Source organism: Embleya sp. NPDC025285, assembly GCF_055558835.1.
Genome location: NZ_JBVHLU010000004.1, coordinates 138,986 through 161,974 on the forward strand (window position 1 = coordinate 138,986; position 22,989 = coordinate 161,974).

Consider the following 22,989-nt stretch of genomic DNA (forward strand, 5'->3'; position numbering starts at 1 on the left):
CCGCGAAGTCCTCGACCGGGCGCCGGGGGCTGCGGTAAGCATGTCGGACCACCGCGTGCGAATCGGCCCACTCCACCGCCGGCTCCGGCGGTGCCTCCCGATCGAGCACGTCCCGACCTGGCACGTCACCGACCCCGCACGTCGTCCACCACGACCCCTCACCGTGCGCCGGCCGGGCGGGGACGAAGCGAACCGCAGCCCCGCGCGCCGGCGGAAGTTTGCCTGTCCGTCACCCGCGATCCGCTCCCCGGTCGGCGGCGGACCGATGAACTGCGGTGGTCCGAACACCTCCGCACGCCCGAACCACCCCCGTACGTGCGAACGGCTCGGTGCAGCACCCGAACCACCCCATCCGTGCGAACCCATCGCACGGGCGCTTCTCCCCACATCCGAAAGGGCTCCCCGTGTCGGCCTCCCCCCAGCCTCCCTCCGGCGTATCCCGCCGCCGCCTGTTCCAACTCGGCGCGGGCGGCGCGGGACTCGCCGTCGCCGGCTCGCTCCTGCCGCCGTCCGTCCAGCAGGCCCTCGCCTCCCCGCCCCGGCGCGGCGGGTTGAAGGCGATCAAGCACGTGGTCGTGCTCGTCCAGGAGAACCGCTCGTTCGACCACTACTACGGCACGCTGCGCGGGGTCCGGGGCTTCGGGGACCGCAACACGATCCGACTGCGCGACGGGCACAACGTGTTCGAGCAGCCGGGCGGTCCCGCCGGGCGGGTGTTGCCGTTCCCGGTCCGCAAGGCGGCCCAGGACGCGGCGAAGGACCTGCAGTACATAGGCGCGCTCGACCATAGCTGGGACGGCGGGCACAAGGCCTGGAACGACGGCTGGAACGATGGCTGGATCGGCGCCAAGTCGCCCGCCACGATGGCCTACTACGACCGCACCGACCTGCCGTTCCACTACGAACTGGCGGACACGTTCACGATCTGCGACGCGTACCACTGCGCACTGCCGTCGTCGACCTCGCCCAACCGCAACTACCTGGTCAGCGGCTACACCGGCTACGAGCCCGGCAGCAGCACCCGGCGGGCAATCGACAACGCCGCGTACTCCGAGGACAGCCACGCGGGCTACTCGTGGACCACCTACGCCGAGCACCTCCAGCGCGCGGGCCGGTCCTGGAAGGTCTACCAGGAATGGGACAACTACCAGGACAACAACCTGGAGTTCTACGTCTCGTTCAAGCAGGTCGCGCGCAAGGCACTGGCCGCGGCCGGCGACTTCAAGAGCCTGGACTCGTTCTACGGCAAGCTCGGCGGGCTGCCCGCGGCCGAGCAGGACGCGCTGCTGGCCAAGCTGGAGCAGGGCGTCGCGGCGCTGCCGGCCGCCGACCGGGTGCTGTACGAGCGCGGTCTGCGCCGCGGCCGGCCGCACTCGCTGGCGAACGCGCTGCGCGCCGACATCGCCGCCGGCACGCTGCCCGAGGTGTCCTACCTGGTGCCCTCGGCGGCCGACTCCGAGCACCCGAGCGCCTCCTCGCCGGCCGCCAGCGCGACGATCACCTACCAGGTGCTCGACGCGATCGCGTCCAACCGCGACATCTGGGACTCCACCGTCGTGCTGCTCACGTTCGACGAGAACGACGGCTTCTTCGACCACGTGCCGGCGCCGCGTCCGCCGGAAGAGGTCACGGACGAGTACTACAACGGCCGGCCGATCGGATTCGGCGCACGGGTGCCGATGATGATCGTGTCGCCGTGGACCGTGGGCGGGTACGTCTCCTCGGAGACCTTCGACCACACCTCGGTGACCCGCTTCCTGGAGACCTGGACGGGAGTTCGCGCGCCCGACATCAGCGCGTGGCGACGTACCGTGTCCGGCGACCTGACCGGCGCCTTCGACTTCGACCGGGCCCGCCGCTCGCACGTGCCGCCCCGGCCGGCCCCGGCCCCGGGGTTCACCTCGCGCTGGCGGCCCGCGCCGCCCGCCGACCAGAAGCTGCCCGAGCCCGAGCGCGGTCGCCGCCCGGCCCGTCCGCTGCCCTACCAGCCGGACGCGTCGGCTCGCGTGGACGCCGCCAAGCGCACACTCACCCTCGACCTGGCCAACGGCGGGCGATCCAGCGTGCACCTCCAGTTGTTCCCCTACTCGGGCGAGCTGCCCAAGCCCAAGCACTACGACGTGCAGGGCAGGCGCTCGGACACGATCGCGCTCAAGGGCGACCGCTACGACCTGACGGTGGTGGGCCCGAACGGTTTCCGCCGCGAGTTCGCCGGGGCCACGGCCGCGGCCGGCGCCGAGGTCACCTCGCGGATCCGCGCGACGGGCCGGGTGCTGGACCTGGAACTGGCCAACCACGGCAAGCAGTCGGTGACCTTCAGGCTCACCCCGAACGCGTACGGCCTCGGCTGCTCCGACCGCGAGCGCACGATCACCCTCAAGCCGGGCCGGGAGCGTACCGTGCACTGGTCGACGGGTTCGACCGACGGCTGGTATGACGTCACGGTGACGATCGAGGGCGGCGACGGCTTCACCCGACGGCTGGCCGGCCACATCGAGAACGGCCGGGAGAGCGTCAGCGGCTGACAAACCGCCAGGTCGCGGCGGCGACCGGCACCATCCCGCACGTCCCGGCGACTTCCCCGCGCCGGGACGTGCGATCTCCGCTGCCGCCACCGGCCGTCGGCCTCCCCTCGACGGGGCGGCAGGCGGCACGGCAGCGTTTCAGGCGGCGTTTCGCTCGCCGACGGCATCCGGCGAGGACTCGGCCGCTTCGTCGCCGGCGGTGGACGTACTCGCGGGATGCCGAGCGTGCGGCCGGGCGACCTGCAACTCGCAACGTCCCTCCGTGCACCGGCGCTCCAACCGGCCCGCCGAAATGGCCTGGATCAACCCGACCAGCCAACAGGTCGGGCAACCGCGCAGCACGACCAGGCCCACCGGAGCGAGCAGCAGGGCGGCCGGGCCGACCACCGGGATCAGCGCGAACGCGCCGACAAGCGCCCCAAGCCCCACCGCGCCTCGGACCAGATGCCGCGCCACCGAATCACGGGCGGCACCTCGGTCGGTGGCGAGCCCCATCGACAGCACCGCCTTCACCCGGTCGCGGGTCACCCACCGAAGGGCCTTCCGCGGCCGGTCGCCGGCCGACGGCAACGGGGCGTCCTTCACGAGGTCGGCCCGCACTCCCGTTGGGGCGTCCTTCACGCCGTCGGCGTGCACTCCCGCTCCGGCCTCCCGCACATGGTCGACGACCACTCCCGTCGGGGCCTTCTTCGCACCGTCAACGACCACTCCCATGGGTGCCTCCCTCACGCGGTCGATGGTCACTTGCATCGGCGTCGCCGGCGCCGCCGCTCCCGTCGCGGCCCGCCTCGTACCCGTCGAGCGGTTGCCGAAGTCCCTCCCGGACCGCCGTCCGTGCCCGGTGCAGGCGCGACTTCATGGCGGCCGTAGTCAAGCCGAGTTCCTCGGCGACCGGCCGCCCCGGCCGGCCCTGGACGTCGCGCATGATCAGCACCCGGCGCAGGTCCTCGGGCAGCGCGGCGATCACCGCGGCCACCCGCTCGGCCTCCAGCCGCCGGAGCACATCGTCCTCCAGGCACTCCGTGGCGGCCTCCCGGTCCGGTTCGGCCGACCGCAGCACCGTCCGAGCGCGCCGCAGACATTCGTTGCGCACGATGCGGAACATCCACGACCCCAGCGCCGCGGTCGCCCGCAACATCCCGATCCGGCGATAGAGGATGATCAACGCCTCCTGCGCCGCGTCCTCCGCGTCGTGCGGTGACGTGCACAACGAATGGGCGAAGCGCAGCACGTGCGGATACGAACCGGAGACCAGCGCGGAGATCGAGTCGACGTCCCCGCGCTGGGCGGCGAGAACCAACTGTTCGCCGGGCCAATCGGTCTCAGCCACGCGAGCTCCTCCGCTTTCGGACCAGAACGACGCACGTGCACACCAGCAACGCGACACCGACCGCGACACCAACGACAACTCCCATGGGCACCTCCGACTCCGGGGCCGACCGAGCGGTCGACGCACAGATAAGAGCCCGCCGGACCGCAAAAGGATTCACCCGAACCACAACCCGTCGCCGCCGACCTCGCCCGCCCGGGTTCGATGATCCACCAGGAGGCAGGGCGACCGGACACCCGGACGACCCGCCGAACCCTGGGCCGCCGAACCCCGATCACTCCCGGAACGGCACGGCGGTGCGCCGGCGGACCAGTTCCGCGTACGGTTCGGGCGTGCCGGCCGGAAGCGTGGCCAGCCACAGGACGTCGGCGGCGGACCGCTCCACGTCCGCGTCCCGCTCGGCTGCGGCGATCGGCTCGGCCGGATCCGCGCGGCACACGCTCGCGGCATTGACCACGATGTCGCGCCGTGCCGCGTCCTCGGCCAGGTCCCGCGCGAGTACCTTCATCGCGGCCACCCGGCCGATCGTCGACGGAACGCCGATCCACGCGGGCCAGCCCTCGGCGGCGGCACGCCCCTCCTCCACGGCGCGGACGTAGTCCTCCATCACCTCGGCCAGCTCGGCCAGGCTCGCCCGATCCACGTCGAAGCGTGTGCGCAGCCGGTGCGGAAGGTGCCGCAGCCCGGCGAAGTCACCGGCCAGGAGCACGAATCGGGCGCCGTCGTTGAGCAGCGGAGCGAACGCCTCGATCAGCCGGTGGGTGCCGTGGTTGTCGGTGTCCACGTAGGCCCTGACCTGGTCCTGGTTGCGCGTCCCGAGGTCGACCCGGGCGGCGGCGCCGGCGATCACCACGTCCACGCCGCCGTGTCGGTCGGCGAGCGTCGCGGCGAGCCTCGCGGCGCCGGTCGCGTCGCGTGGATCGAGGGCCGCGAAGTGCGGTGCGAACCCCTCGGCGCGCAGCCGGGCCACGGCGTCGCGCCCGCGCTCCGGTTCCCGGGCCGCCAGGTAGACCGCGCCGTGCTCGCCCAGCCGCCGGCACAGTCCGCGCACGAGCGCGAGGTCCAGCGCGCCGGTTCCGCCGGTGACGATGGCGGTCTTGGACATGGCGATCCCCGATTCCGTGGTTCGGTGCGTCGGCCGAGCGGCATGCGACATGCTGCGTATGGCCTCCGGGCGTTGCGGCACCCGGCGGTCGGCGCCCGTGACGGTCCGCGCCGCGCCGGTCGAGCGCGCTCGGGCGAGCACGCCGACGGGCGGTGTGGATCCGGTGCCCGGGCGTTCCGGCCGGCGTGTCTCTACGATCGTGCCGAGACACTTCCCCGAGCAACGACGATGTCGGCAACCCTCGTTAACCCAGGGATTACCGATGGCAGGTGTGGCACAGGGTGCGGTGCGGGGCGCGGAGGCACGGTGTGGCACGGGGTACGGCGCGGAGTCCGACACGGGACACGACACCGGTTCGCGCCGGCTCGCACCGGTCTCATCGGCCTCATCGGCGGGAGCACGGCACGGTACGGCGACGAACGGCGGGGGCGTATGGAGCTGCGGGACATCGAGATCTTTCTGGTGCTGGCGGAGGAGTTGCACTTCGGCCGTACCGCCGAGCGACTGCTGGTGTCCTCGGCCCGGGTCAGCCAGGCGATCAAGCAGCAGGAACGGCGAATCGGCGCGCCCTTGTTCGAGCGGACCAGTCGGCGGGTGTCGCTGACCCCGATCGGCCGGCAGTTGCGCGAGGACCTGGCCGCGGGCTACCAGCGCATTCAGGACGGGATCGAGCGGGCCGCGTCGGCGGCGCGCGGCCTCTCCGGCACGCTGCGGCTGGGCACGATGGACGCGACGCTGGCTGAGATCCCCGAGATCCTGGACACCTTCCGCAGCCGGCATCCCGACTGTGAGCTGCGCATTCGCGAGGCGCACATCGGCGACCCGTTCGGGTTGCTGCGCGGCGGCGAGGTGGATCTGCAACTGGTGTGGCTGCCGGTGGAGGAGCCGGACCTGACGGTGGGCCCGATCGTACTGACCGAGCCGCTGGTGCTCGCGGTATCCGCGCGGCACGAGTTCGCCGGCCGCGAGTCGGTCTCGCTCGAGGACCTCGCGGTCGGTCCGGTGTTCCGGATCGACGACTCGGTCCCGGCCTATTGGGCCGAGGCGATCAACCCGACCCAGACGCCCAGCGGGAAGCCGATCCCGCGCGGTCCCTCCAGCACGACGGCGCACGAGACGCTGACCGCGATCGCGGCCGGGCTGGGCATCTCGCCGGTACCCCTGCACGCGGTCAAGTACTTCCCCCGGGGCGACATCGCGTACATCCCCATCCACGACTCGCCCGCGCTCTCCTGGGGCCTGGTCTGGCGCACGGCCGCCTACTCCCCACTCGCCCAAGCCTTCACCCGCGCCGCCACCGACACCCTGGCGGCCACCCAACCGGCAAAGCCCGACCCGGCCCCGGCCCGCCGCCCTTGACCCTGCGCGGCCGAGCGATCTCCGGGACGCCCGGGACTCGGGACACCCGACCCGATCCGATCCGATCCAACTGCCGACCGGCTTGCCCTCCGCCGACACACCGAGGCCGCTCCCGCACACCGGGAGCGGCCTCGCCTACGCCGCGATGCTGCCGGGCCCGACAATTCCCGGCGGTTCACTTCCGGGCCCCGGCCGTGCCGTCCGATCGGTACGGCACTCACGAACCGTCCAACCTTGCGGCGCTGACGAACGGTCACCCGTAGGGCACTGACGACACGACGCCCGAGCAGGTTCGTCAGGGCCGTCGGGCCCTCCCTGGTGGAAGCCGCCGGCTACCGGGCCGCGCCGCCGACGTGGGGCGCACCGCCCGCGCCCACCGCCCAACCCCGACCCTCCGCTCGGGACACCGCCTCCGCCATGACGGCGACCGGCAACATCGGGTGGGCCGCTGCCGCCTGCACCACCTGTGCGTCCTCGTCCGCGAGTAGTGCGATGAGGGTCGCCGGCGACAGTGCCGGATGGCCGGCGGCCAGACGCCTTGCCCGGTCATCCACGAGGCACGCGTGCAGCGCCGGTGCGGTCGCGTTGCGGTGTCGGGCGATCGCGCGCAGTGCCTTGCGTGGTGGGGCCGGCTGCCGGGTCAACTCCTCCAGGAGGGCCGACGACGCGTCGGGGTTCGCCGCGACGCCGGCGGCCACGCGGGCTCCGTGCCGAGCGAGCATGGCCCGCAGCCGGGCCTCGGACAGACCGGGGTGCGGTGCGATGGAGGTAACCACCTTGGCGTCCGGGTCGCCGGCCAACGTGTCGCGGATCGTGTCGGGAAGGTCGCGACGTGCGGCCACCAGCATCCGCAACGCCGCGTCGGCCGACGCGGCGGCTGCGGCGATCTCGGTCGGCGAGGCGGTGGCGATCCGGGGCAGCAGGGTGGGGCCGAGCCGGGTGGTGCCGGCCACGCGGGTGAGTGCGTCGAGCGGCAGGCCCGGGTTGGCCGCGAGTACGCGCCGCACATCGTGGGAGCCGTCGTCGGCAAGCATGCGGCAGGCGGCCTTGTCGAGGTGGAAATTCTCGGCCAGGGCCAGCCGCACCAGCGGAATCGGGTCCTCGGCGAGCCGGGCCGTCTGCTCGGGCGACAGGTCGCCGCGGGCGGCGAGTTCGGCGCGCAGCAACATCGAGGGATGGTCGACGAAGCCGGCCACCGCCTCGGTCGGCGTGGCCCGGTTCCCCAGGGCGTTGTGCCGTGTCTCGTGCACTGTCGACTCGTGCGCGCCGGAACAGGCCGCGCCCGAGGGCAGTTCGCAGTCGAGCCGGGGGAAGTGCGGATCGTGCACGAAGGGCACCGGTTCGCGATCACAGGCCGCGCATCGCCGGGCCGGCGGCAGGCCGTTGCCGGTGAGCAGGGCCGCCAACAGGGCCGGGGGTGTCGCGTCGTTGGCCGCCACCGCGCGGCGCACGTCGGCGTGCGGATGCTCGGCGAGTCGAGTGGCGGTCTCCGTGGTCGTCCACCAGCCGAGTTCGGCGGCCACCCGCACCTCCGGGTCGGCGGCGAGCGAGGCGCGCACATCGGATGGCAGGTCGGGGCAAGCGGCCAACCGCTCCCGATGCTCGGCGTCCGGGTCGGCCGCGAACAGGCGGGCCCACTCCGGAGGTCCGGCGCCCTGGTCCAGCAGGGCGAGCGCGACGTCCGGGCGGGTCGTGGGATCGATGTCGGCGGCGCCGAGCCGACCCGCGTACACCAGCGCGACCGCGCTCCCGGGTTGACGCTCCACCAGGGCCGTCGCCTGTGCGGGGGTGAGCGCCGCGTTCCCGGCGATCCCGCAGGCCAGGTCCTCGTCGGCGACCGCGATCAGCCGATCGAGCAACTCCGCCGGCAGAGCCGGATTGGCGGCAAGCCCGTACAGGGCCTCACGGTTCACCGGCCACATCCTGCCCGACCCGGGGTGGACCGGCAGCCGAATATCGGCGCACCAGGCGGATCCGATCGGGCCGACCCACTCCGTCGATCCGGCCCACCCGACCAACCCGACCGCTCCGGACCACCCGACCAACCCACCCGGCGACCCGACCCACCCCGGCCGGACCAACCTGTTGCGCCGGCCTGCCCGGTGGCGTCGGCGGGCGTGGCTCTTGTCTCCTGTCGGCGCCTCTGCCATACATGGCTGCACGCCGCATCTGACGCTGTGTCATTTCCCGTGGCGGGAGAGAGGTCTGCCGTGACTCGTCTGGTACTGACCGGGGTCAACCTGCTCGATGGGACCAACGCCGCCGTCGCCGATCGCACGGTGGTGGTGGAGGGCGAGCGGATCGTCGCCGTGCGAAGCGAGCGGCCCGACCCGCAGGACGGCGACGTACTCGTCGACCTGGCCGGACACACCCTGATGCCCGGCATGTTCACGTGCCACTTCCACGCGACCTACCACGAGCTGGGCTCGAAGCCGAACACGCCGTACGGCAATGAGTACCCGCCCTCCTACCAGGCGCTGATCGCCGCGCGGAACCTGCGCACCGCGCTCGAACTCGGCTACACCAGCGTGGTCGGCGCGGGCGGGTCCAACGACGTCGAGGGCGGCGTCAAGCGCGCGATCGAGGACGGGTTGATCCCCGGCCCGAGGTTCTGGGCCTCCTCGCGCGAGTTGTCCACCACCGGGCACTCCAACGACGGCGTCCCGTGGCACTGGGGCATGGGCGCTTCCGGCGCGGTGCGGTTGTGTGACGGCGCGGAGAGCTTCCGGCTCGGCGTACGCGAGGAGATCAAGCGCGGCGCGGACGTGATCAAGCTGTTCGTGACCGGCGGGCACGGCACCACCGCGCCCAAGGACCGGATCGAGATGAGCCGCGCGGAACTGGCCGCCGCGATCGAGGCGGCCCATCAGCGCGGCGTGCTGATCCGGGCGCACCTGGTCAACAAGCCGGCCATCATGATGGCGCTCGAACTGGGCATCGACATCGTCGACCACTGCGACGAGATGGACGACGAGGTGATCGCCGCGCTCGTGGAGACCGGCGCGTTCGTGGTGCCCTCATTGCACTTCCCGAAGCACTTCCTCGGCTTCATGGGCTCGGGACTCGGCTTCGCCGCCGACGCGATCAGGGCCGACCTGAACCACATGTACGCGATGATCCCGAAGGCGCAGGCCGCCAGCGTGCGGTTCGTGCTCGGCGACGACTACGGCGCGATCGGCTTCCCGCACGGGATGTACGGCGCGGAGCTGCGTCTTTACACCGAGCACGCGGGCGTAACTCCGCTCGACGTCCTGCGCTGGGCGACCCGCAACGGCGCCGAACTGGCCCGACGCGGGGACGACCTCGGCCGCATCGAACCGGGTCGGCTCGCCGACCTGCTGATCCTGGACGGCGACCCGACGACCGACATCGGCGTACTGGCCGACCGGCCACCCCGCGCGGTCCTCAAGGGCGGCGAGCTGGTCGCGGGGGCTTGGCCGGGGCGGTGAGCGGGGCGTCCCCGGACGCCTGATCTCCCGGACGCCTGGTCTCCCGGGTGCGCGGCCTCCCGGGTTGTGCAGCCTCCCGGGTTGTGCAGCCTCCCGGGTACGTGGCCTTCCCGAGCGCCCGACCGTGCGATTGCGTACCGCGATCACGCACCCGTACACCCACCACGACCACCCACCACGACCACCCGCCCCGACCGCTCCGTACCCGCCCACTCCCCTGCCCGCCGTCCCCTCGGCCCCGCAGATCGGATCCGACCCCGGGAGCACCCATGGCACCAGCGATCCGCTCCGTCGACCAGCTCGGCTACGTCGTCGACGACGTCGAAGCCGCAATGCGCCACTGGTCGACCACTTTGGGCGTCGGCCCGTTCTTTCACTTCCCGCAGGCGGCGATCCGGGAGACCTACTACCGGGGCAAGCCCACCGACGCCCGGATCGCCGTCGGCATCGCCTACGCCGGCGACCGACAGATCGAGCTGATCCAGCAGCTCAACCCCGAAGCCCCCAGCGCCTATCGCGACTTCCGCCGCGAGCACGGCGAGGGCCTGCATCACCTGGGCCACTTCACCACCGACTACGACGCGTACCTCGCCGAATTCGCCCGAGCCGGCGTACACCCGTACCACCACGGCACCTCCGGCCCGGGCGGCCGTTTCGCCTACTTCCCCACCGAGGCGCACGGCGGCACCGTCGTCGAGGCCCTGGAGGTCACCCTCCACCGCGACTTCTTCGCGATGATCCGCGAGGCCGCCCGAACCTGGGACGGCGAGTCGGCCCCGATCCGCGAACTCGACTTCGGCTGAGCGGGCGCGAGCGGCGCGACCCGCACCCACACCGTCAGCCGCACCCGCAGCCATGCGCCCGGCTCCGCGCTTCGGGCGGCCCGCGCCGGCCCCGCTCGCCCCACCGTCCCGAGGTCCCCGCCATCGGCTCGCCTACACTCCGGTTGTGTCCGACCTCTCTTCCCCTCCCCCGCCCGGTGATGACGCGCTCGACACGGTGGGAGTGCTCGCCGACCCGATACGCCGGGCCCTGTACCGCTACATCGCCGCCGCCGAGGGCGCGGTCGGGCGAGCCGAGGCGGCCGACGCGGTCGGGATCCAGCGCACGCTCGCGGCGTTCCACCTGGACAAGCTCGCCGAGGCACGCCTGCTCAGCACCGAGTACGCACGGCCCGCCGGCAAGGGCGGGCCAGGCGCCGGCCGACCCGCGAAGTTGTACCGCCGCAGCACGATCGAGACCAGCGTGAGCCTGCCACCGCGCGCCTACGACACGGCCGGCCAGATCCTGGCGGACGCGGTCGAGCGCGCGGGCGCGGATCGGGCGGTACACGCGGCCGCGTACGACACCGGGCGGCTGGCCGGGAGGGCGCTCGGCGGGCCGACGACGGGTGACGCGAGCGACACGGACAACGCGGACGGCACGAACGGTGGGCAGGGCGCGGACGAGCACGATCGGGTGGTCGCGGCGCTGACGGCGCGCGGATACGAGCCGGCCCCGGACGCGCTGCCGAGCCCGGCCCCGGAGTCGCAGCCGCAGCACGAGCGGGCCGATCAGGATGTCCCGGCGACGCCCGGGGAGCCGCACGACACGTCCCGGATCCTGCTCCGGAACTGCCCCTTCCACCAACTGGCCGAGGATTTCCCGCCGCTGGTGTGCGGGATGAACCTGGCCTTGGTGGAGGGGCTCCTCGACGGCCTGGGCGCGGCCGGACACCGGGCCAGGCTGGACTCGGTGCCGGGACGCTGCTGCGTGGTGGTCGAGCGGTCGGCGGAGGAGACCGCGAAAGGGCGACAGGCCGCGAACGCGGGGCCGGTGAACGGGGCGAACGGGCGGGGACCGGGCGACTGATCCACCCGATCCACCCCCTCGATACCTCCGCAATCTCTAAAAACAATTTTCGTTGACATATATCTCGGGAGCTGGTGAGGTGACCTCATGCCCTCGACACATCACATCGCCCAATTCAACGTCGCGCGTATGCTCGCCCCTCTGGATACGCCCACCATGGTCGACTTCGTCGCCGGCCTCGATCCGGTGAACGAACTCGCGGACCACGCGCCCGGCTTCGTCTGGCGGATGAAGGGCGAGGACGAGGGCGTTCCCGACGCGACCGACGTCCGCCCGTACGACGCCGACAGCATCGTGACCATGTCGGTGTGGGAAACCCCGGACCTGCTCTGGGAGTTCGTCTACCGCAGCGGCCATCTGGAATACCTGCGCCGCCGCCAGGACTGGTTCGAGCACCTCGCGGAGATGTCGCAGGTCCTGTGGTGGATCCCGGCCGGCACCGTCCCGACCGTCGCCGACGGCAAGAGCCGCCTGGACCACCTGCGCGAACACGGCCCGACCGCGCACGCCTTCACCTTCCGCACCCGCTTTCCCGAGCCCGCGACGGCGGAAGTCGCCTGACCGAAACGACCGAGCCGGCTGTCCGGGACACGCCTTGTCCGGCTCCGCGGCGGCTCGCGACCACGGGTCGGCACCCATACGCCGACACCGAGCCTCGGGAGCCGCACCGGAGCCCGGCGCTCGCGTCCGTGACGGGCTCATCCGCCCACCGAAGGGACCCGAGCACGGCGATGTCGCGACCGGCGTCGAGGCATCAGGGTCAAGGCGTCAAGGCCGCGTCCACCGCCTTGGTGTCCCAGTAGAACGGGCGGATCTCGGTGATCAGTCCGTTCCGGATGGTGATCATCTGCATCACCCAGGTGTCCAGAACCCGGCCCGTGGCACGCGCGGTCAGCACCCCGGCCCAGGGGTTCGAGGGACCGGACCGCTTCCACCGACCGGTCACGGAGTCCCCGGCCGGCTGACGGTGCTCGACGCGCTGAAGACCTCGTCGTTCGATGGCACCCCGATCCCGCGCCACGCGAACGGAATCCCGCGCGCCACGGTCAGGTCGGCGGCGTCCATGAGCTGAAAGTGCACGTGCGGCTCGCTGGAATTCCCCGAGTTGCCACAACGCGCCAACCCCTGCCCCACCCGCACCCGTTCGCCCTCCCGCACGACCACCGACCCACGCCGCAGGTGCGCGTACATCGCGTACACCCCGCCGCCCAGATCCAGGATCACGTGGTTGCCGACCAGCCGACGCGCATCGGCCACTTCCCGGACGACGCCCTCGACGACCAGATAGACCAGCGCCGGGAACGAGTTGCGGCTGAGATGATCGCGTTGGCCGTCGACCACCCGCACCACCGTCGCGTCCGCCACCGCCGACACCGGCAGCCCGAACCCTGGGAACGCGCGGCTGCGCCGTACCACCGGCCACCACCCGAACCTCGGGCGAGCCCGCCCGCCCTCCGGCTCCGCGACGATGTCGATCGCGTATGCCTGCCCATAGGCCCTGGTGCCGTGGCTCGGCACCTTGTCGGCCGGGCTGTTCAACGCCCGCCATCGCCCGGACACCGGCGCCTCCACCTCCACGCCGGGCCTCGCGCCGGGCTCGACACCGGCACCGGCCTTCGCGGTGGCGTCCGGCTCGACCGACTCATCCGGCTCGTCCGGCGCCCAGCTCACCAGGAGTTGGGTGACCATCATCAACCCCAGCGGGATCCAACTCAACATCCAGGAGTAGCCGTAGTGCATCCCTGCGACCAGGACCGCGAAGAACGCGATCCAGCAGAGGCGATTCATGGCCGTGGCGGCCTTACGCATAGGCATCGTGCGGCTCCCGTGTGGGCTCGTCGGTCGATTCGTGGTGTCGATCGGACCCCAACCTTCGATAGTTCGAAGTTACGTAATTACGTATCCCTTGGCAAGGGCTTATCGCGGATCGCGTCGAACCGGCGCCCGCCGAGCCGTGCACCTGACGGGCCGAGAACCTGCCTCCGAACACGGCTGCGCCCGGCGGGTGCGCCCGGCGGGTGTGCCCGGCGGGTGTGCCCGGTAGGTGCGGTCCGCAGGTGTGCCCGGCGTCACATGGAACCTTTTCCCGCCCGGCGTCCTCTTCCCGACGCTCGACCGTTCGATCCGATCGGCCGAATCGCCCGCCCGCGCAGCCGGTCTACGGGTCGACCAGCCGACAACCCGTCGGCCCCAGAAGGGACTTCGCCGTGCACATCACCAGCACCGCCACCGGAACCACAACACCGGGCGCCGCGGCACCCGGCAGCGCCGGCAGAAGACGCGCCGGTACCGCCGTCGCCGCACTGCTCACCGCCGACGCCCTGCTGCACGCGTTCTGGGCGGCCGGTCCGACCTGGCCCGCCGACAGCACCGAGGCGCTCTCCCAGGGACTCCTCAACGCAGACGTCCCGTTCACCCCACGCGTCCTGCTGCCGCTCTGCGCACTGCTCGGCACCGGTGCCGTCGGCGTGTACGCACACAGCCGCGACCGAGGCGGCCGGACCACCGCGCTCATCACCGCCGCGGTCGCCGCCGGACTCGCCGTCCGCGCGACGGTGGGCGTGGTGTGGGCATTGGGCATCGGAACCGACCCGGGCAGCACGTTCCACCGCCTCAACCTGATCGTCTACACGCCGGTATGCGTGGCGTTCGGATACGCGGCCGCCCGGCTCGCGCTCACCGGCTTCCGCCGCACGTCGCGTCGACTGCCCCGGACCGGGGTCACCGGGAGATGATCATCACCGTGCCGGATCGCCGAAGCGAAGACCGTCCAGCCCAGGACCGAACAGCCCGAAACCAACCAGCCGAGAACCAACCGACCCAAGACCGAACCACGGCAGACCGAACCACCGCAGACGCGAAACCCGAAGACCGAACAAGCCGAGACAAAACCACCCGAGACCGAACCGCCCGCGAGCAAACGACGCGGGAGCAAACACCGAAAAGCCAAGCAACCGACCGTCGCACGCGCGGCGTCGCTCTCGCCCGCGCCGCCCGCCGCGGCGACACCATCGCGATGAGCGACCTGCTCGATCACCTGATCCCCTACGTCACCACCATCTGCGGCCCGATCGCCCTGGACGCCCGCCAGGACGCGGTCCAGGAAACCCTGGTCGTCGTCTTCCGCGCGCTGCGCACCCTGGACGAACCGGAAGCGCTGTACGGCTGGGTTCGCGCCATCGCGGCCCGCGAGGCGGTCCGCATCGCCCGCCGCGCAGGCCGCGACACCCCCGTCGAATCGACCGAACTCCCCGCACCGGGCGACCCCCAACTCGCCGCCGACATCAACGACGTACTGGCCAGGCTCTCCCCCGAGCACCGCGCCGTACTGGTCCTGCGCGACGTCGAGGGCCTGGACGAACAAACCGCCGCGGACCTGCTCGGCGTACCCGAAGGCACCGTCAAGTCCCGGCTGCATCGCGCCCGGGCCGGATTCCGAAGGATGTGGACGGCATGACCGAGCCACTCGACCCTCGCAGCGTCGAGTCCGGCAGCGTCGAGTCCGGCGCCATCGACCCCGGCCTGATCGACGCGGTCGGCCGCCTCCGGGCGCTGACCGCCGGCATCCCCGGCGCGCGCGTCGTCGAGGGCGTGATCCCGGCACCGTTCGCCGACGTCTGGGCCGTGATGGGCGATCTGGAGGACGGCTTCGGTCGGTTCCAACCGGACATGCGCCACGTACGGGTCACCCGGCGCGAAGGCGACCGCGTCGAGGCCCACGCGCGTAGCCGCTACGGCATGCGGGCCCGCTTCGACGGCATCCTGCGCCCGGGCTGGTGCTGGCTGCAAAGCCGATTCGTGATCATCGGCATGGCGGCCGTACCGGAAGGCGACACCACCCGGGTCGCCCTCACCGGCGGCGTACGAGTCCCCGGCCAAGCGGCCATCCTGCCCATCGGCACCGCTCGCGAACTACACCAAGCCCTGACCCGCCTGAACCAAACCATCACCACCCCCTGACCCCCAAGCCACCGCCCCCCGAGAAGCAAAATCATGGACCGGAGGTGCGAGTGAGGAGAGGAGGGAGGAGGCGAGTGGGCCGGATCCGAAGCGAGACTTGAATTCTGGACAGAGAAGATCCAGAATAGAACCACGACGGCACGGCATTGGCTTCCCACTTCCGTGGATCCGCCGACCCGGGGAACCGTGCCCGCATCTCTCTCATCAAGGGATGTCCGACGATTTAGATTCTGGATATCAAACATCGTGAATAAGCAGATCCCGAACCCTCGCCCCCACACCGACTCCCGGCTCGAATCCCGAGGCCGGTCCGAAACGAAACCCCGAGCCAGTACCGAAACCCGACCCCGGTCCCATCCCGACACACCCTCGCAACCACCACCTCCCACGCCACCTCCCCACTCGCTCACGCCACCTCCATCTCCATCTCCCCCGTCGATGCTCCGCGCCTGGCTCGCCGTCGGTGCGGTCGCGCTCGGGATCTTCTCCCTCATGACTTCCGAGCTGCTGCCGGTCGGCCTCCTGACCCCGGTCGGAAGCACGCTGGACGTCTCCGAGGGCACGGCCGGCCTGATGGTCACCGCCCCCGGAATCGTCGCCGCGTTCGCCGCTCCCGTGATCGCCGTGACCGCCGGCCGGCTGGATCGCCGCGCACTGCTCGCGGCGCTGATCGCCCTCGTCGGCATCGCCAACCTGGCCTGCGCGACGGCGCCGAACTTCGCGGTGGTCCTGGTCGCCCGCGTACTGGTCGGCGTGGGCGTCGGCGGCTTCTGGGCGATCGCGGGCGGCCTGGCCCTGCGCCTGGTGCCCCCGGCACAGGTCGCCCGAGCCACCGCCGTGGTCTTCGGCGGCGTCTCCACCGCCTCCGTACTGGGTGTCCCGGCAGGCACCTTCATGGGCGAACTCACCGGCTGGCGCGCCGCCTTCGCTGCCGTCGGCGCGTTGGGCCTCGTCGCGCTCGTGGTCCTGGTGTTCCTGCTGCCACCGCTGCCCACGGAAGCCTCCGCCCGGCGGATGACGTTCCGCGACCTGTCCCGGCTCGGCCGCGACAACCCCGGCGTACGAGCGGGGCTGGCGCTCACGTTCCTGCTGATCACCGGCCACTTCGTCGCGTACACCTTCGTCCGCCCCATCCTGCGGGACGTGGCCGGCGTCGACGACGGCCTGATCGGTGTCCTGCTCCTCGGCTACGGCGTGGCCGGTGTCGCCGGCAACTTCGCGGCGGGCACCCGAGCCTCCCGCGACGCCCGGCGCACGCTCCTCGCGATCACCACCACCCTGACCGTGGCCCTGACCCTGCTCGCCCTCCTGCACGACGTCCCGGCAGCCGGCATCGCCCTGCTGATCGTGTGGGGCTTCGCCTACGGCGGCGCACCCGTGAGCCTGCAGACCTGGATGCTCACTGCGGCGCCGAAGGCCACCGAAGCGGCAACGTCCCTGTTCGTCGCCGTCTTCAACCTGTCCATCGCCCTCGGCGCCCTCCTCGGCGCCCTCGCCGTCGACAACATCGCCACCGCCGCTGCCCCGTGGCTGGGCGCCGCGCTCGCTCTCCTCACCGCCCTGACCGCAGCCGCCGCCCGCCGCCCGACCGCGGACCGATGGCGCCTCACCGACCGATGACGCCTCACCCACCGCACGAACAACCCGTTCCGAACAACCAGCTCCGAACGACCGGTTCCTGAAACACCGACTCCGGAACCACCATCACACCAGGGAGAACCAGACCATGAGCGGCTCCATCACCATCACCAACCCGGCCGACCTGCACAACCCGGTGGCATTCGGCTACAGCCACGTCGTCGACGCGCCCAATCCCGACCTGGTCTTCATCGCCGGCCAGTACGGCTCCGACCAGACCGGCGCGGTCGAATCATCGGACTTCGCAGCCCAGGTGGAACGCTCCTTCGCCAATCTGGGCACCGCGTTGGCCGCAGCGGGCCTGGGCTTCCAGGACGTGGCCCGCCTCGGCACGTACATCGTCGACCACGACCACGCAAAGCTCGAAGCGCTCCTCACGGTGATCACCCGCATCTGGGGTGACAAGCCCCCGGCCCAAACCCTCCTCGGTGTCGCCGCCCTGGCGCTGCCCGACATGCTCTTCGAAGTCGACGCAGTCGCCGTCCGCCCCTGACAGTCCGAGTCCAATTGGACTCACCCGAACCTGCGAAGCCGTGGCCCGGCACCCCTGGGGGTGTCGGGCCACGCACGCTCAGGACGGGCCACCCGACCAAGCACGACCAAAGGACCAGGCCCACGAGGCACCCGCGCGGCGGCGTGCCTACCCCGATACGGATCGCCCTCACGAGCCCCGGCCCGATCGAGCACGCGGGCGACGCCACGAACACGCCCTCCAGGGTGTGGCCATCGAGACCGCACACCACGGCAGCCGTCTCCGTCCCACGACAATCCGTCTGGCGCCCATGGGGACGTCGCGTTGGCCGCGAAAGGACAGGAACCGAGCGCGACGGGCCCGGTATTTCAGGGGCGGCGAGTGCCGTCGACGGGCGGCGTCGGACGGTTCAGCCGCCAGATCACGTCGATCCCGGTGCCGGCAGGCGCTACGGGTAGCCTCGCCTGTTCACGCCGGATTTCGGTGAAGCCCAATCGGCGCGGTATGGCGGCGCTGGAGATGTTGGCCAAGTCGTGTGCGATCTCCAGGTATTCCACGTCCGGCAGGGTGAACATCTCGGCTATCAGGGCCGCGGTCGCCCTCGTGGCGATGCCCTGTCCGGTGGCGGCAGGGTGCAGCCAATACCCCATGCGCCGCCCCTGGGGCTCGGTCCCGCGGGAGGTCTGGCACATGCCGACGGGGGTGCCGTCCTTGGCGATGGCGTAGTTGTACACGTCACCGCTCTCCCACCTCGCCTCGGACTTCGCCAGGAGGCCGCGGGTTGTCTCCTCACTGTGGCCGGCGACCCACGGCTCCCAGGGACGCAGATGCTCCAGAGACTCCTCGATCAACGTGAAAGCGGAAGCGAAGTCGCTCTCCCCCCGCCAGCCTCGCAGAACAAAGTCTCCACATTCGATGATCCGACTCGGTTGCGCCATGACGGCCATGATCGTTCGCAGACCGACTCCCCGCAACGAAGTACGGAAGAACCACGACCCGTTCCAGCCCCATCCGCACGAGCGCCCGCGCGAGGAGAAGCCGAGCGACGCCGCGCTGCTCGAAGGCCGGCCACCAGGCGCGAGTCGATGTCGAACGAGCCGGATACGGCGGGCAACGAGCAGCTCGCTGGAGCCTTCGGCTCAGAGAGAGTCTCCGTAGCGGGTGGCCATCGCGGCGGCACGGTTGCGGAGGGCGATCCGCAGCGCTTGCGGGGCCAGGGCTTCCGCGTCCATGCCGAGCTGCCACAGGGCCCATTCGGCGTGTCGTGAATCCTGGAAGGTCACTTCCAGCCGCAACCGGCCATCTGCGTCGGCTTCCTCGGCGAGGACGGCCAGCGCGGTACCCACCAGCTCCTCCCGTCGCGCCGGGTTCACCCTTAGCAGCACGGCGACTTGGTCGCCGCCGGTCCGGAACCGCGTGCTGCGTTCCTGCCAGGCCCGGTCCAGATCGACCCGGTCCGGCCGCTGTGCCGCTTCGGGGAGTTCCTCGGCGGCCAATACCCGAGACAGCCGGTAGGTGCGGTCCGCGCCGGATCTTGTGGCCAGCAAATAGCCCCGGTCGCGTACGGTGACCAGGCCGATCGGGTCCACCGTGCGCCACTGTGGCTCCTGGCCGGTGGCCGCGTAGTGGATGCGCAGCTTGTGTCCGGCGAGCACCGCGCGCCGGATCTCGATCATTGTGCTGTCGGGTACGTCATCGGCGGCCAGCCGGCGTGAGAGCAGGTCGGTCTCCGGGTCGACGAGAAATCGCTGGGCAGCGTCGCTCGCGGTGGCCCGGTGCCCCTCAGGCAGCGCGTCGACCACCTTCCGCATGGCCGACGCGAGCGCCGAGCCGAGACCGAATACCAGCTCGCCGCGCCCCGATCCGGCGGTCAACAGGGCCAGGGCCTCGTCGTGGTTCAGCCCGGTGAGCTCGGTCCGGAAACCGGGCAACAACGCGAAACCGCCGTGCCGGCCGCGCTCGGCGTAGACCGGAACGCCGGCCCCGGACAGCGCCTCGATATCGCGCAGCACGGTGCGGGTGGATACCCCCAACTCGCGGGCCAGCGTGTCCGCGGTCAACCGACCACGCTGGCGCAGCAGTAGCACCAGCGAAACCAATCGGTCGGCGCGCATGCGAGAACTCTAACCAAATACATGACCAAGGGTGTCGTGATTTGTTGAGAGGCTCGTCAATGCGACGTCGAAACCGGCGGCTACCGAGCCGATGGACGTACGCACTCCCCATGAAGCGAATCGAATGGAGCCACGAAGCAATGGAACGAACGGCGGTCAACCCGGTGGCATGGTCGGTGGACATGGGGTTCAACCAGGGCGAGGTCGTCTCCGGACACACACGGACCCTGTACATTTCGGGGCAGACCGCGATGAGTGGCGACGGCAAGCCCCAGCATGACGGTGACATGGCCGCGCAGTTGGCGTTGAGCATCGACAACCTGGAGGCCGTACTCGGCGAGGCCGGCATGTCCCTCGCGAACCTGATCCGGCTCAACGTCTACACGACCGACGTCGATCTGCTTTTCCGGCACTACGGCGAACTGGCGGCGCGATTGGGCGCCGCCGGGGTGGCGCCGACCACCACGATGCTCGGGGTGACGCGACTGGCGATCCCCGGCCAGATGGTCGAACTCGAGGGAACCGCCGTCGCGTGATGTGACTTCGCCGCCCCTGCTGCCCGTGCCGGTCGAACCGGCACGGGCAGCAGGGGCGCGGATGGCCCGGGGCGTGGAAAAGGCGTACGAGTCACTGCTCGCGGCGTAGGAAGTCGCGGGCGCCGCGCAGCGTGGTGTGCAACGTGCGTTGCGTCCGGGTGCTGTCCAAGCGGACGTCCAGTGGGCCCGGGGGACCGGTGTCGGCGCGGCGGCCTGCGGTCAGTTGGGCGTGGTCCAGTCCGTCTCGGTCGGCGATCAGGACACCGAGTTCATGGCGGCTGATCGCGTCCGACCCGGCGAGATGGCACACGCCTGTGTGATCGGAGGTGGTCAGCTCGAGAAGGGCCTGGGCGAGGTCGGTGCCATGAACGGGGCACCGAATGTCATCGGTGAACAGCACGCCATCTCGTCGCCCGGCGGCCAGATCGTGGATGAGCGCCTCGTGCTCGGAATCACCTTCGCCGATGATCAACGAGGTACGGGCGATGACGGCGGCCGGCGCGAGTATCCGGATCGCTGTTTCGGCCGCAGCCTTCGCGGCTCCGTAAGGGGTAATCGGATCCGGTGTGGCGGATTCGTCATAGCGGATGGCGGCGCCGGAGAAGACGGCGTCACTGGATACGTGCACCAGTCGGCCTCCCTGCCGGGTGACGGCCATCGCCAGGCCGATCGCGCCATCGGCCGTAGTTGCCCAGTCGGCCTTGCGAGACGCCGCGTTGATGACGACGTCCGGCCGGGCCCGCGCGAGCGCCGACGTGATCTCCTCGCTGTGGCGCAGGTCCAGGGGCAGCCAGTGAACACCGGGGATGTCACCTGCGGTGGTCGCGAAGGTTGCCGTCACGGCGTGTCCGGTTGTCACTGCCTGCCGGGCCAGTTCGCGGCCGAGGAAGCCACTGCCACCTACGATCAGGATGTTCATGATCCGCCACGTTAGGATCCCACGTTGCGTCACGTCATCCGGTTGCCGGGACGATCCGACGATCGGCGGAGCCGGCCCCGGCGCTCGAGGGACCAAATCGGCTACTCGGTCACATCGGATCAAGCCAGGCACCCTCTCGGCCTCCCGGACAAGGCTCTGACCTGCGATGATGCGTCAGATGGCGCTCTGAGGGCCTGATTTGAGGAAACGCAGGGAATCACACCGGGCATCAACAGATCGCGCCGCACGCGGGAATTCGAACAAAAGCCCAGGTCAGAAGGGGGTCTGCGGGCTGGTGATCGGGTTTCTTCCATGACTCTCAGCGAAGGAACACGATCTCGCGCGCCGGCCTGAACGTGTTGCCGGGTTTGCCGCCGAACTTCGTTGTCGCAGGTGCCGGCGTTCGCGCAGCAACAACCGGTGGACGCCGAAGCAATCCTGATCCCAGATCCATGTACGCGCGTTTCGCGGTGCGCGACGTTGAGAACGTCCTTCCGCCCCTCGGTACCGAGCCGCGGTCGGCTCACTGTTGTCATCCCGCTCCGGCCGGCGTTGTTGAGACGAACCGCTGGGCACGGAGTCTTTCGGGCGAGCCGCTGCCGCAGGACCGGCCCCTCGACCTTGCCGGCGATCGGGCGGTTGCCCTCGTCAACCTTGCTGCGGCCGTGACCTCCCGCGGAATGCAGGGTGCGGGTTGCGGCGCCGGCGGGGGTTGGCGCCGGCGGGGGTTGCGGTGCGTCCGACCCCGGGCCGGGGTTCGTGGTTTGGGTGCCCGAGCGTGCGCGCCCTCGGCGTAATCCGGAGCTCTGCCGGCTGGAGGGGCGTGGATGCGCTCGATCATGGCTCCGGTGGTGGGTCGGAAGGGGTCGAGCAATGGGGGAGTGGACCGGAGTAGCCGGGCAATGGGCCGCCGCCGCAAGCCGCGTCTGTCTTGTCCGGGGCGGGTACGGGCGATGGCAATGGTGGTGGCGGTGCCGGTGACAGAGCCGTCGTTGTTCGAACGGACCTTGCCGGCTCGGCCCTGCGGGTGGCTTACCGCATGGCCGTGCGTGGATTTGCACCCCCGTTCACGCCGAAGGAGCCTCCCGCGATGTAGCGAGGCAGGCTCGTGGGTGGTATCTCGGGTACCTGGTCTGCTCGTCTTGGCGCGTCAAGGTGGGATGCGTACGCAGGCTGATGATGGCTTTCCCATCAAGAACAGTCCTCGTGCACTCATTTCTCGGGGTTCGGAGGGGGAGCCGGGCTCGCGTAGTCTCAGCCGTGACCTCGGCGGGGAGAGCTTCGTGGTCCTGAAGCACGTCGTCTGGCGACGCTCCGACGGCAGCCTTCGGGTGTTTTTGGCCGTGGGGCTTCGGCGATATGTACTGCCCGAGGCTGGGGCTGCGAGGTCGGCAGGCGTGTGCGCTGCCACGTTGGAGTGGACACTCGAAGGCCGACGTGGTGAAGGGTAGGGCTAGCCGTTCGCCTCTGGCTTCCAGTGGACACTGACGGACGATCGATCGGCACCTGTCGATACTTTCTTCTGGTACTCGAGGGACGACCCACGTAGTCGGGACAACGGAGCTTGGGCCCAACTGCCAGGTGCATATATGGCCTCTGACCTGGCAATTTCACAAGTTCACAACTCATGCAACGGAGATTGTTGCGGCACTTGGAGCGAAGTATGTGTCATGAGATGGTGCGCATCATATTCATAGAGATGTTCGCCAAGCTGCATGAGCGTAAGTGCGC

Annotated in this window: 21 protein-coding genes; 12 read left to right on the forward strand and 9 right to left on the reverse strand. The window is 70.9% G+C overall.

Annotated features, from left to right (window positions below; translation table 11 throughout):
* The first annotated feature begins 404 nt into the window (after positions 1–404).
* Positions 405–2,525 carry a phosphocholine-specific phospholipase C gene (locus ACZ4FV_RS04465; RefSeq protein ID WP_465321819.1) on the forward strand — a complete coding sequence of 707 codons (2,121 nt, stop codon included), beginning with the start codon at positions 405–407 and terminating at the stop codon, positions 2,523–2,525.
* A 138-nt stretch (positions 2,526–2,663) separates the two neighbouring features.
* Here ACZ4FV_RS04465 and ACZ4FV_RS04470 read toward each other — a convergent pair whose 3' ends face one another.
* The 3 genes from ACZ4FV_RS04470 to ACZ4FV_RS04480 all read right to left on the reverse strand — a co-directional run bounded on the left by ACZ4FV_RS04470 (position 2,664) and on the right by ACZ4FV_RS04480 (position 4,960).
* Positions 2,664–3,239, reverse strand: a complete 576-nt coding sequence (locus ACZ4FV_RS04470; RefSeq protein ID WP_465321820.1) for a hypothetical protein — start codon at positions 3,237–3,239, stop codon at positions 2,664–2,666.
* On the reverse strand, positions 3,223–3,855 hold the full coding sequence (locus ACZ4FV_RS04475) for an RNA polymerase sigma factor (RefSeq protein WP_395859036.1): 633 nt from the start codon (positions 3,853–3,855) through the stop codon (positions 3,223–3,225). Before ACZ4FV_RS04475 ends, ACZ4FV_RS04470 begins: the two co-directional genes overlap by 17 nt.
* A 274-nt stretch (positions 3,856–4,129) precedes the next feature.
* On the reverse strand, positions 4,130–4,960 hold the full coding sequence (locus ACZ4FV_RS04480) for an SDR family NAD(P)-dependent oxidoreductase (RefSeq protein WP_395859037.1): 831 nt from the start codon (positions 4,958–4,960) through the stop codon (positions 4,130–4,132).
* A 432-nt stretch (positions 4,961–5,392) separates the two neighbouring features.
* On the opposite strand from ACZ4FV_RS04480, the gene ACZ4FV_RS04485 reads away from it, so the two are divergent.
* Positions 5,393–6,319 (forward strand): LysR family transcriptional regulator, encoded by a 927-nt coding sequence (locus tag ACZ4FV_RS04485; protein ID WP_402231444.1) that lies wholly within the window; start codon positions 5,393–5,395, stop codon positions 6,317–6,319.
* 332 nt (positions 6,320–6,651) lie between these two features.
* Here the strand turns inward: ACZ4FV_RS04485 and ACZ4FV_RS04490 are convergent, their stop codons facing one another.
* The gene (locus tag ACZ4FV_RS04490; protein ID WP_465321822.1) at positions 6,652–8,232 is read right to left on the reverse strand and encodes a hypothetical protein; all 1,581 of its coding nucleotides are present in this window, start codon (positions 8,230–8,232) and stop codon (positions 6,652–6,654) included.
* A 297-nt stretch (positions 8,233–8,529) separates the two neighbouring features.
* On the opposite strand from ACZ4FV_RS04490, the gene ACZ4FV_RS04495 reads away from it, so the two are divergent.
* The 4 genes from ACZ4FV_RS04495 (at position 8,530) to ACZ4FV_RS04510 (ending at position 12,180) form a co-directional block, all read left to right on the forward strand.
* On the forward strand, positions 8,530–9,768 hold the full coding sequence (locus tag ACZ4FV_RS04495; protein ID WP_465321823.1) for a metal-dependent hydrolase family protein: 1,239 nt from the start codon (positions 8,530–8,532) through the stop codon (positions 9,766–9,768).
* Positions 9,769–10,037: 269 nt separating this feature from the next.
* On the forward strand, positions 10,038–10,571 hold the full coding sequence (locus ACZ4FV_RS04500) for a VOC family protein (RefSeq protein ID WP_395859041.1): 534 nt from the start codon (positions 10,038–10,040) through the stop codon (positions 10,569–10,571).
* Positions 10,572–10,716: 145 nt separating this feature from the next.
* Complete coding sequence (locus ACZ4FV_RS04505) at positions 10,717–11,619, forward strand: helix-turn-helix transcriptional regulator (RefSeq protein WP_402231449.1); 903 nt, start codon at positions 10,717–10,719, stop codon at positions 11,617–11,619.
* A gap of 87 nt (positions 11,620–11,706) precedes the next feature.
* Entirely contained in the window at positions 11,707–12,180 is a 474-nt protein-coding gene (locus ACZ4FV_RS04510) for a DUF3291 domain-containing protein (protein ID WP_402231451.1), read from the forward strand.
* Between the two features lie 199 nt (positions 12,181–12,379).
* Here the strand turns inward: ACZ4FV_RS04510 and ACZ4FV_RS04515 are convergent, their stop codons facing one another.
* On the reverse strand, positions 12,380–12,565 hold the full coding sequence (locus tag ACZ4FV_RS04515) for a nuclear transport factor 2 family protein (RefSeq protein ID WP_402231453.1): 186 nt from the start codon (positions 12,563–12,565) through the stop codon (positions 12,380–12,382).
* Positions 12,562–13,434 (reverse strand): M23 family metallopeptidase, encoded by an 873-nt coding sequence (locus ACZ4FV_RS04520; RefSeq protein ID WP_402231454.1) that lies wholly within the window; start codon positions 13,432–13,434, stop codon positions 12,562–12,564. The genes ACZ4FV_RS04515 and ACZ4FV_RS04520 overlap by 4 nt, the downstream gene beginning before the upstream one ends.
* A 392-nt stretch (positions 13,435–13,826) precedes the next feature.
* Between ACZ4FV_RS04520 and ACZ4FV_RS04525 the strand changes: the two genes are divergently transcribed.
* The 5 genes from ACZ4FV_RS04525 (at position 13,827) to ACZ4FV_RS04545 (ending at position 17,710) form a co-directional block, all read left to right on the forward strand.
* Positions 13,827–14,354 carry a DUF3995 domain-containing protein gene (locus ACZ4FV_RS04525; RefSeq protein WP_402231455.1) on the forward strand — a complete coding sequence of 176 codons (528 nt, stop codon included), beginning with the start codon at positions 13,827–13,829 and terminating at the stop codon, positions 14,352–14,354.
* Between the two features lie 281 nt (positions 14,355–14,635).
* Positions 14,636–15,076, forward strand: a complete 441-nt coding sequence (locus tag ACZ4FV_RS04530) for an RNA polymerase sigma factor (protein ID WP_331771136.1) — start codon at positions 14,636–14,638, stop codon at positions 15,074–15,076.
* Entirely contained in the window at positions 15,073–15,579 is a 507-nt protein-coding gene (locus tag ACZ4FV_RS04535; protein ID WP_465321824.1) for a hypothetical protein, read from the forward strand. The genes ACZ4FV_RS04530 and ACZ4FV_RS04535 overlap by 4 nt, the downstream gene beginning before the upstream one ends.
* A gap of 492 nt (positions 15,580–16,071) precedes the next feature.
* Positions 16,072–17,199, forward strand: coding sequence for an MFS transporter (locus ACZ4FV_RS04540; RefSeq protein ID WP_465321825.1), 1,128 nt, complete (start codon positions 16,072–16,074; stop codon positions 17,197–17,199).
* 106 nt (positions 17,200–17,305) lie between these two features.
* Entirely contained in the window at positions 17,306–17,710 is a 405-nt protein-coding gene (locus tag ACZ4FV_RS04545; protein ID WP_465321827.1) for a RidA family protein, read from the forward strand.
* Positions 17,711–18,057: 347 nt separating this feature from the next.
* Here ACZ4FV_RS04545 and ACZ4FV_RS04550 read toward each other — a convergent pair whose 3' ends face one another.
* Complete coding sequence (locus tag ACZ4FV_RS04550) at positions 18,058–18,636, reverse strand: GNAT family N-acetyltransferase (protein WP_465321829.1); 579 nt, start codon at positions 18,634–18,636, stop codon at positions 18,058–18,060.
* Between the two features lie 192 nt (positions 18,637–18,828).
* Positions 18,829–19,803: a helix-turn-helix transcriptional regulator gene (locus ACZ4FV_RS04555; RefSeq protein WP_465321830.1), complete on the reverse strand. Its 975-nt coding sequence runs from the start codon at positions 19,801–19,803 to the stop codon at positions 18,829–18,831.
* Between the two features lie 140 nt (positions 19,804–19,943).
* Here ACZ4FV_RS04555 and ACZ4FV_RS04560 point away from each other — a divergent pair, with 140 nt between their 5' ends.
* Positions 19,944–20,339, forward strand: coding sequence for a RidA family protein (locus ACZ4FV_RS04560; RefSeq protein WP_395859322.1), 396 nt, complete (start codon positions 19,944–19,946; stop codon positions 20,337–20,339).
* 91 nt (positions 20,340–20,430) lie between these two features.
* Here ACZ4FV_RS04560 and ACZ4FV_RS04565 read toward each other — a convergent pair whose 3' ends face one another.
* A complete protein-coding gene (locus ACZ4FV_RS04565; protein WP_395859052.1) occupies positions 20,431–21,258 on the reverse strand; it encodes an SDR family oxidoreductase in 828 nt (275 codons plus the stop codon).
* Positions 21,259–22,989 lie beyond the last annotated feature (1,731 nt).

Excerpts from the sequence above, each read along its gene's own strand:
- ACZ4FV_RS04540 (WP_465321825.1), top strand. The coding sequence starts at position 16,072 with ATGACTTCCGAGCTGCTGCCGGTCGGCCTCCTGACCCCGGTCGGAAGC.
- ACZ4FV_RS04510 (WP_402231451.1), top strand. The coding sequence starts at position 11,707 with ATGCCCTCGACACATCACATCGCCCAATTCAACGTCGCGCGTATGCTC.
- ACZ4FV_RS04560 (WP_395859322.1), top strand. The coding sequence starts at position 19,944 with ATGGAACGAACGGCGGTCAACCCGGTGGCATGGTCGGTGGACATGGGG.
- ACZ4FV_RS04530 (WP_331771136.1), top strand. The coding sequence starts at position 14,636 with ATGAGCGACCTGCTCGATCACCTGATCCCCTACGTCACCACCATCTGC.
- ACZ4FV_RS04535 (WP_465321824.1), top strand. The coding sequence starts at position 15,073 with ATGACCGAGCCACTCGACCCTCGCAGCGTCGAGTCCGGCAGCGTCGAG.
- ACZ4FV_RS04480 (WP_395859037.1), bottom strand. The coding sequence starts at position 4,960 with ATGTCCAAGACCGCCATCGTCACCGGCGGAACCGGCGCGCTGGACCTC.
- ACZ4FV_RS04565 (WP_395859052.1), bottom strand. The coding sequence starts at position 21,258 with ATGAACATCCTGATCGTAGGTGGCAGTGGCTTCCTCGGCCGCGAACTG.
- ACZ4FV_RS04470 (WP_465321820.1), bottom strand. The coding sequence starts at position 3,239 with ATGGGAGTGGTCGTTGACGGTGCGAAGAAGGCCCCGACGGGAGTGGTC.
- ACZ4FV_RS04550 (WP_465321829.1), bottom strand. The coding sequence starts at position 18,636 with ATGGCCGTCATGGCGCAACCGAGTCGGATCATCGAATGTGGAGACTTT.
- ACZ4FV_RS04520 (WP_402231454.1), bottom strand. The coding sequence starts at position 13,434 with ATGCCTATGCGTAAGGCCGCCACGGCCATGAATCGCCTCTGCTGGATC.
- ACZ4FV_RS04500 (WP_395859041.1), top strand. The coding sequence starts at position 10,038 with ATGGCACCAGCGATCCGCTCCGTCGACCAGCTCGGCTACGTCGTCGAC.
- ACZ4FV_RS04555 (WP_465321830.1), bottom strand. The coding sequence starts at position 19,803 with ATGCGCGCCGACCGATTGGTTTCGCTGGTGCTACTGCTGCGCCAGCGT.
- ACZ4FV_RS04545 (WP_465321827.1), top strand. The coding sequence starts at position 17,306 with ATGAGCGGCTCCATCACCATCACCAACCCGGCCGACCTGCACAACCCG.
- ACZ4FV_RS04485 (WP_402231444.1), top strand. The coding sequence starts at position 5,393 with ATGGAGCTGCGGGACATCGAGATCTTTCTGGTGCTGGCGGAGGAGTTG.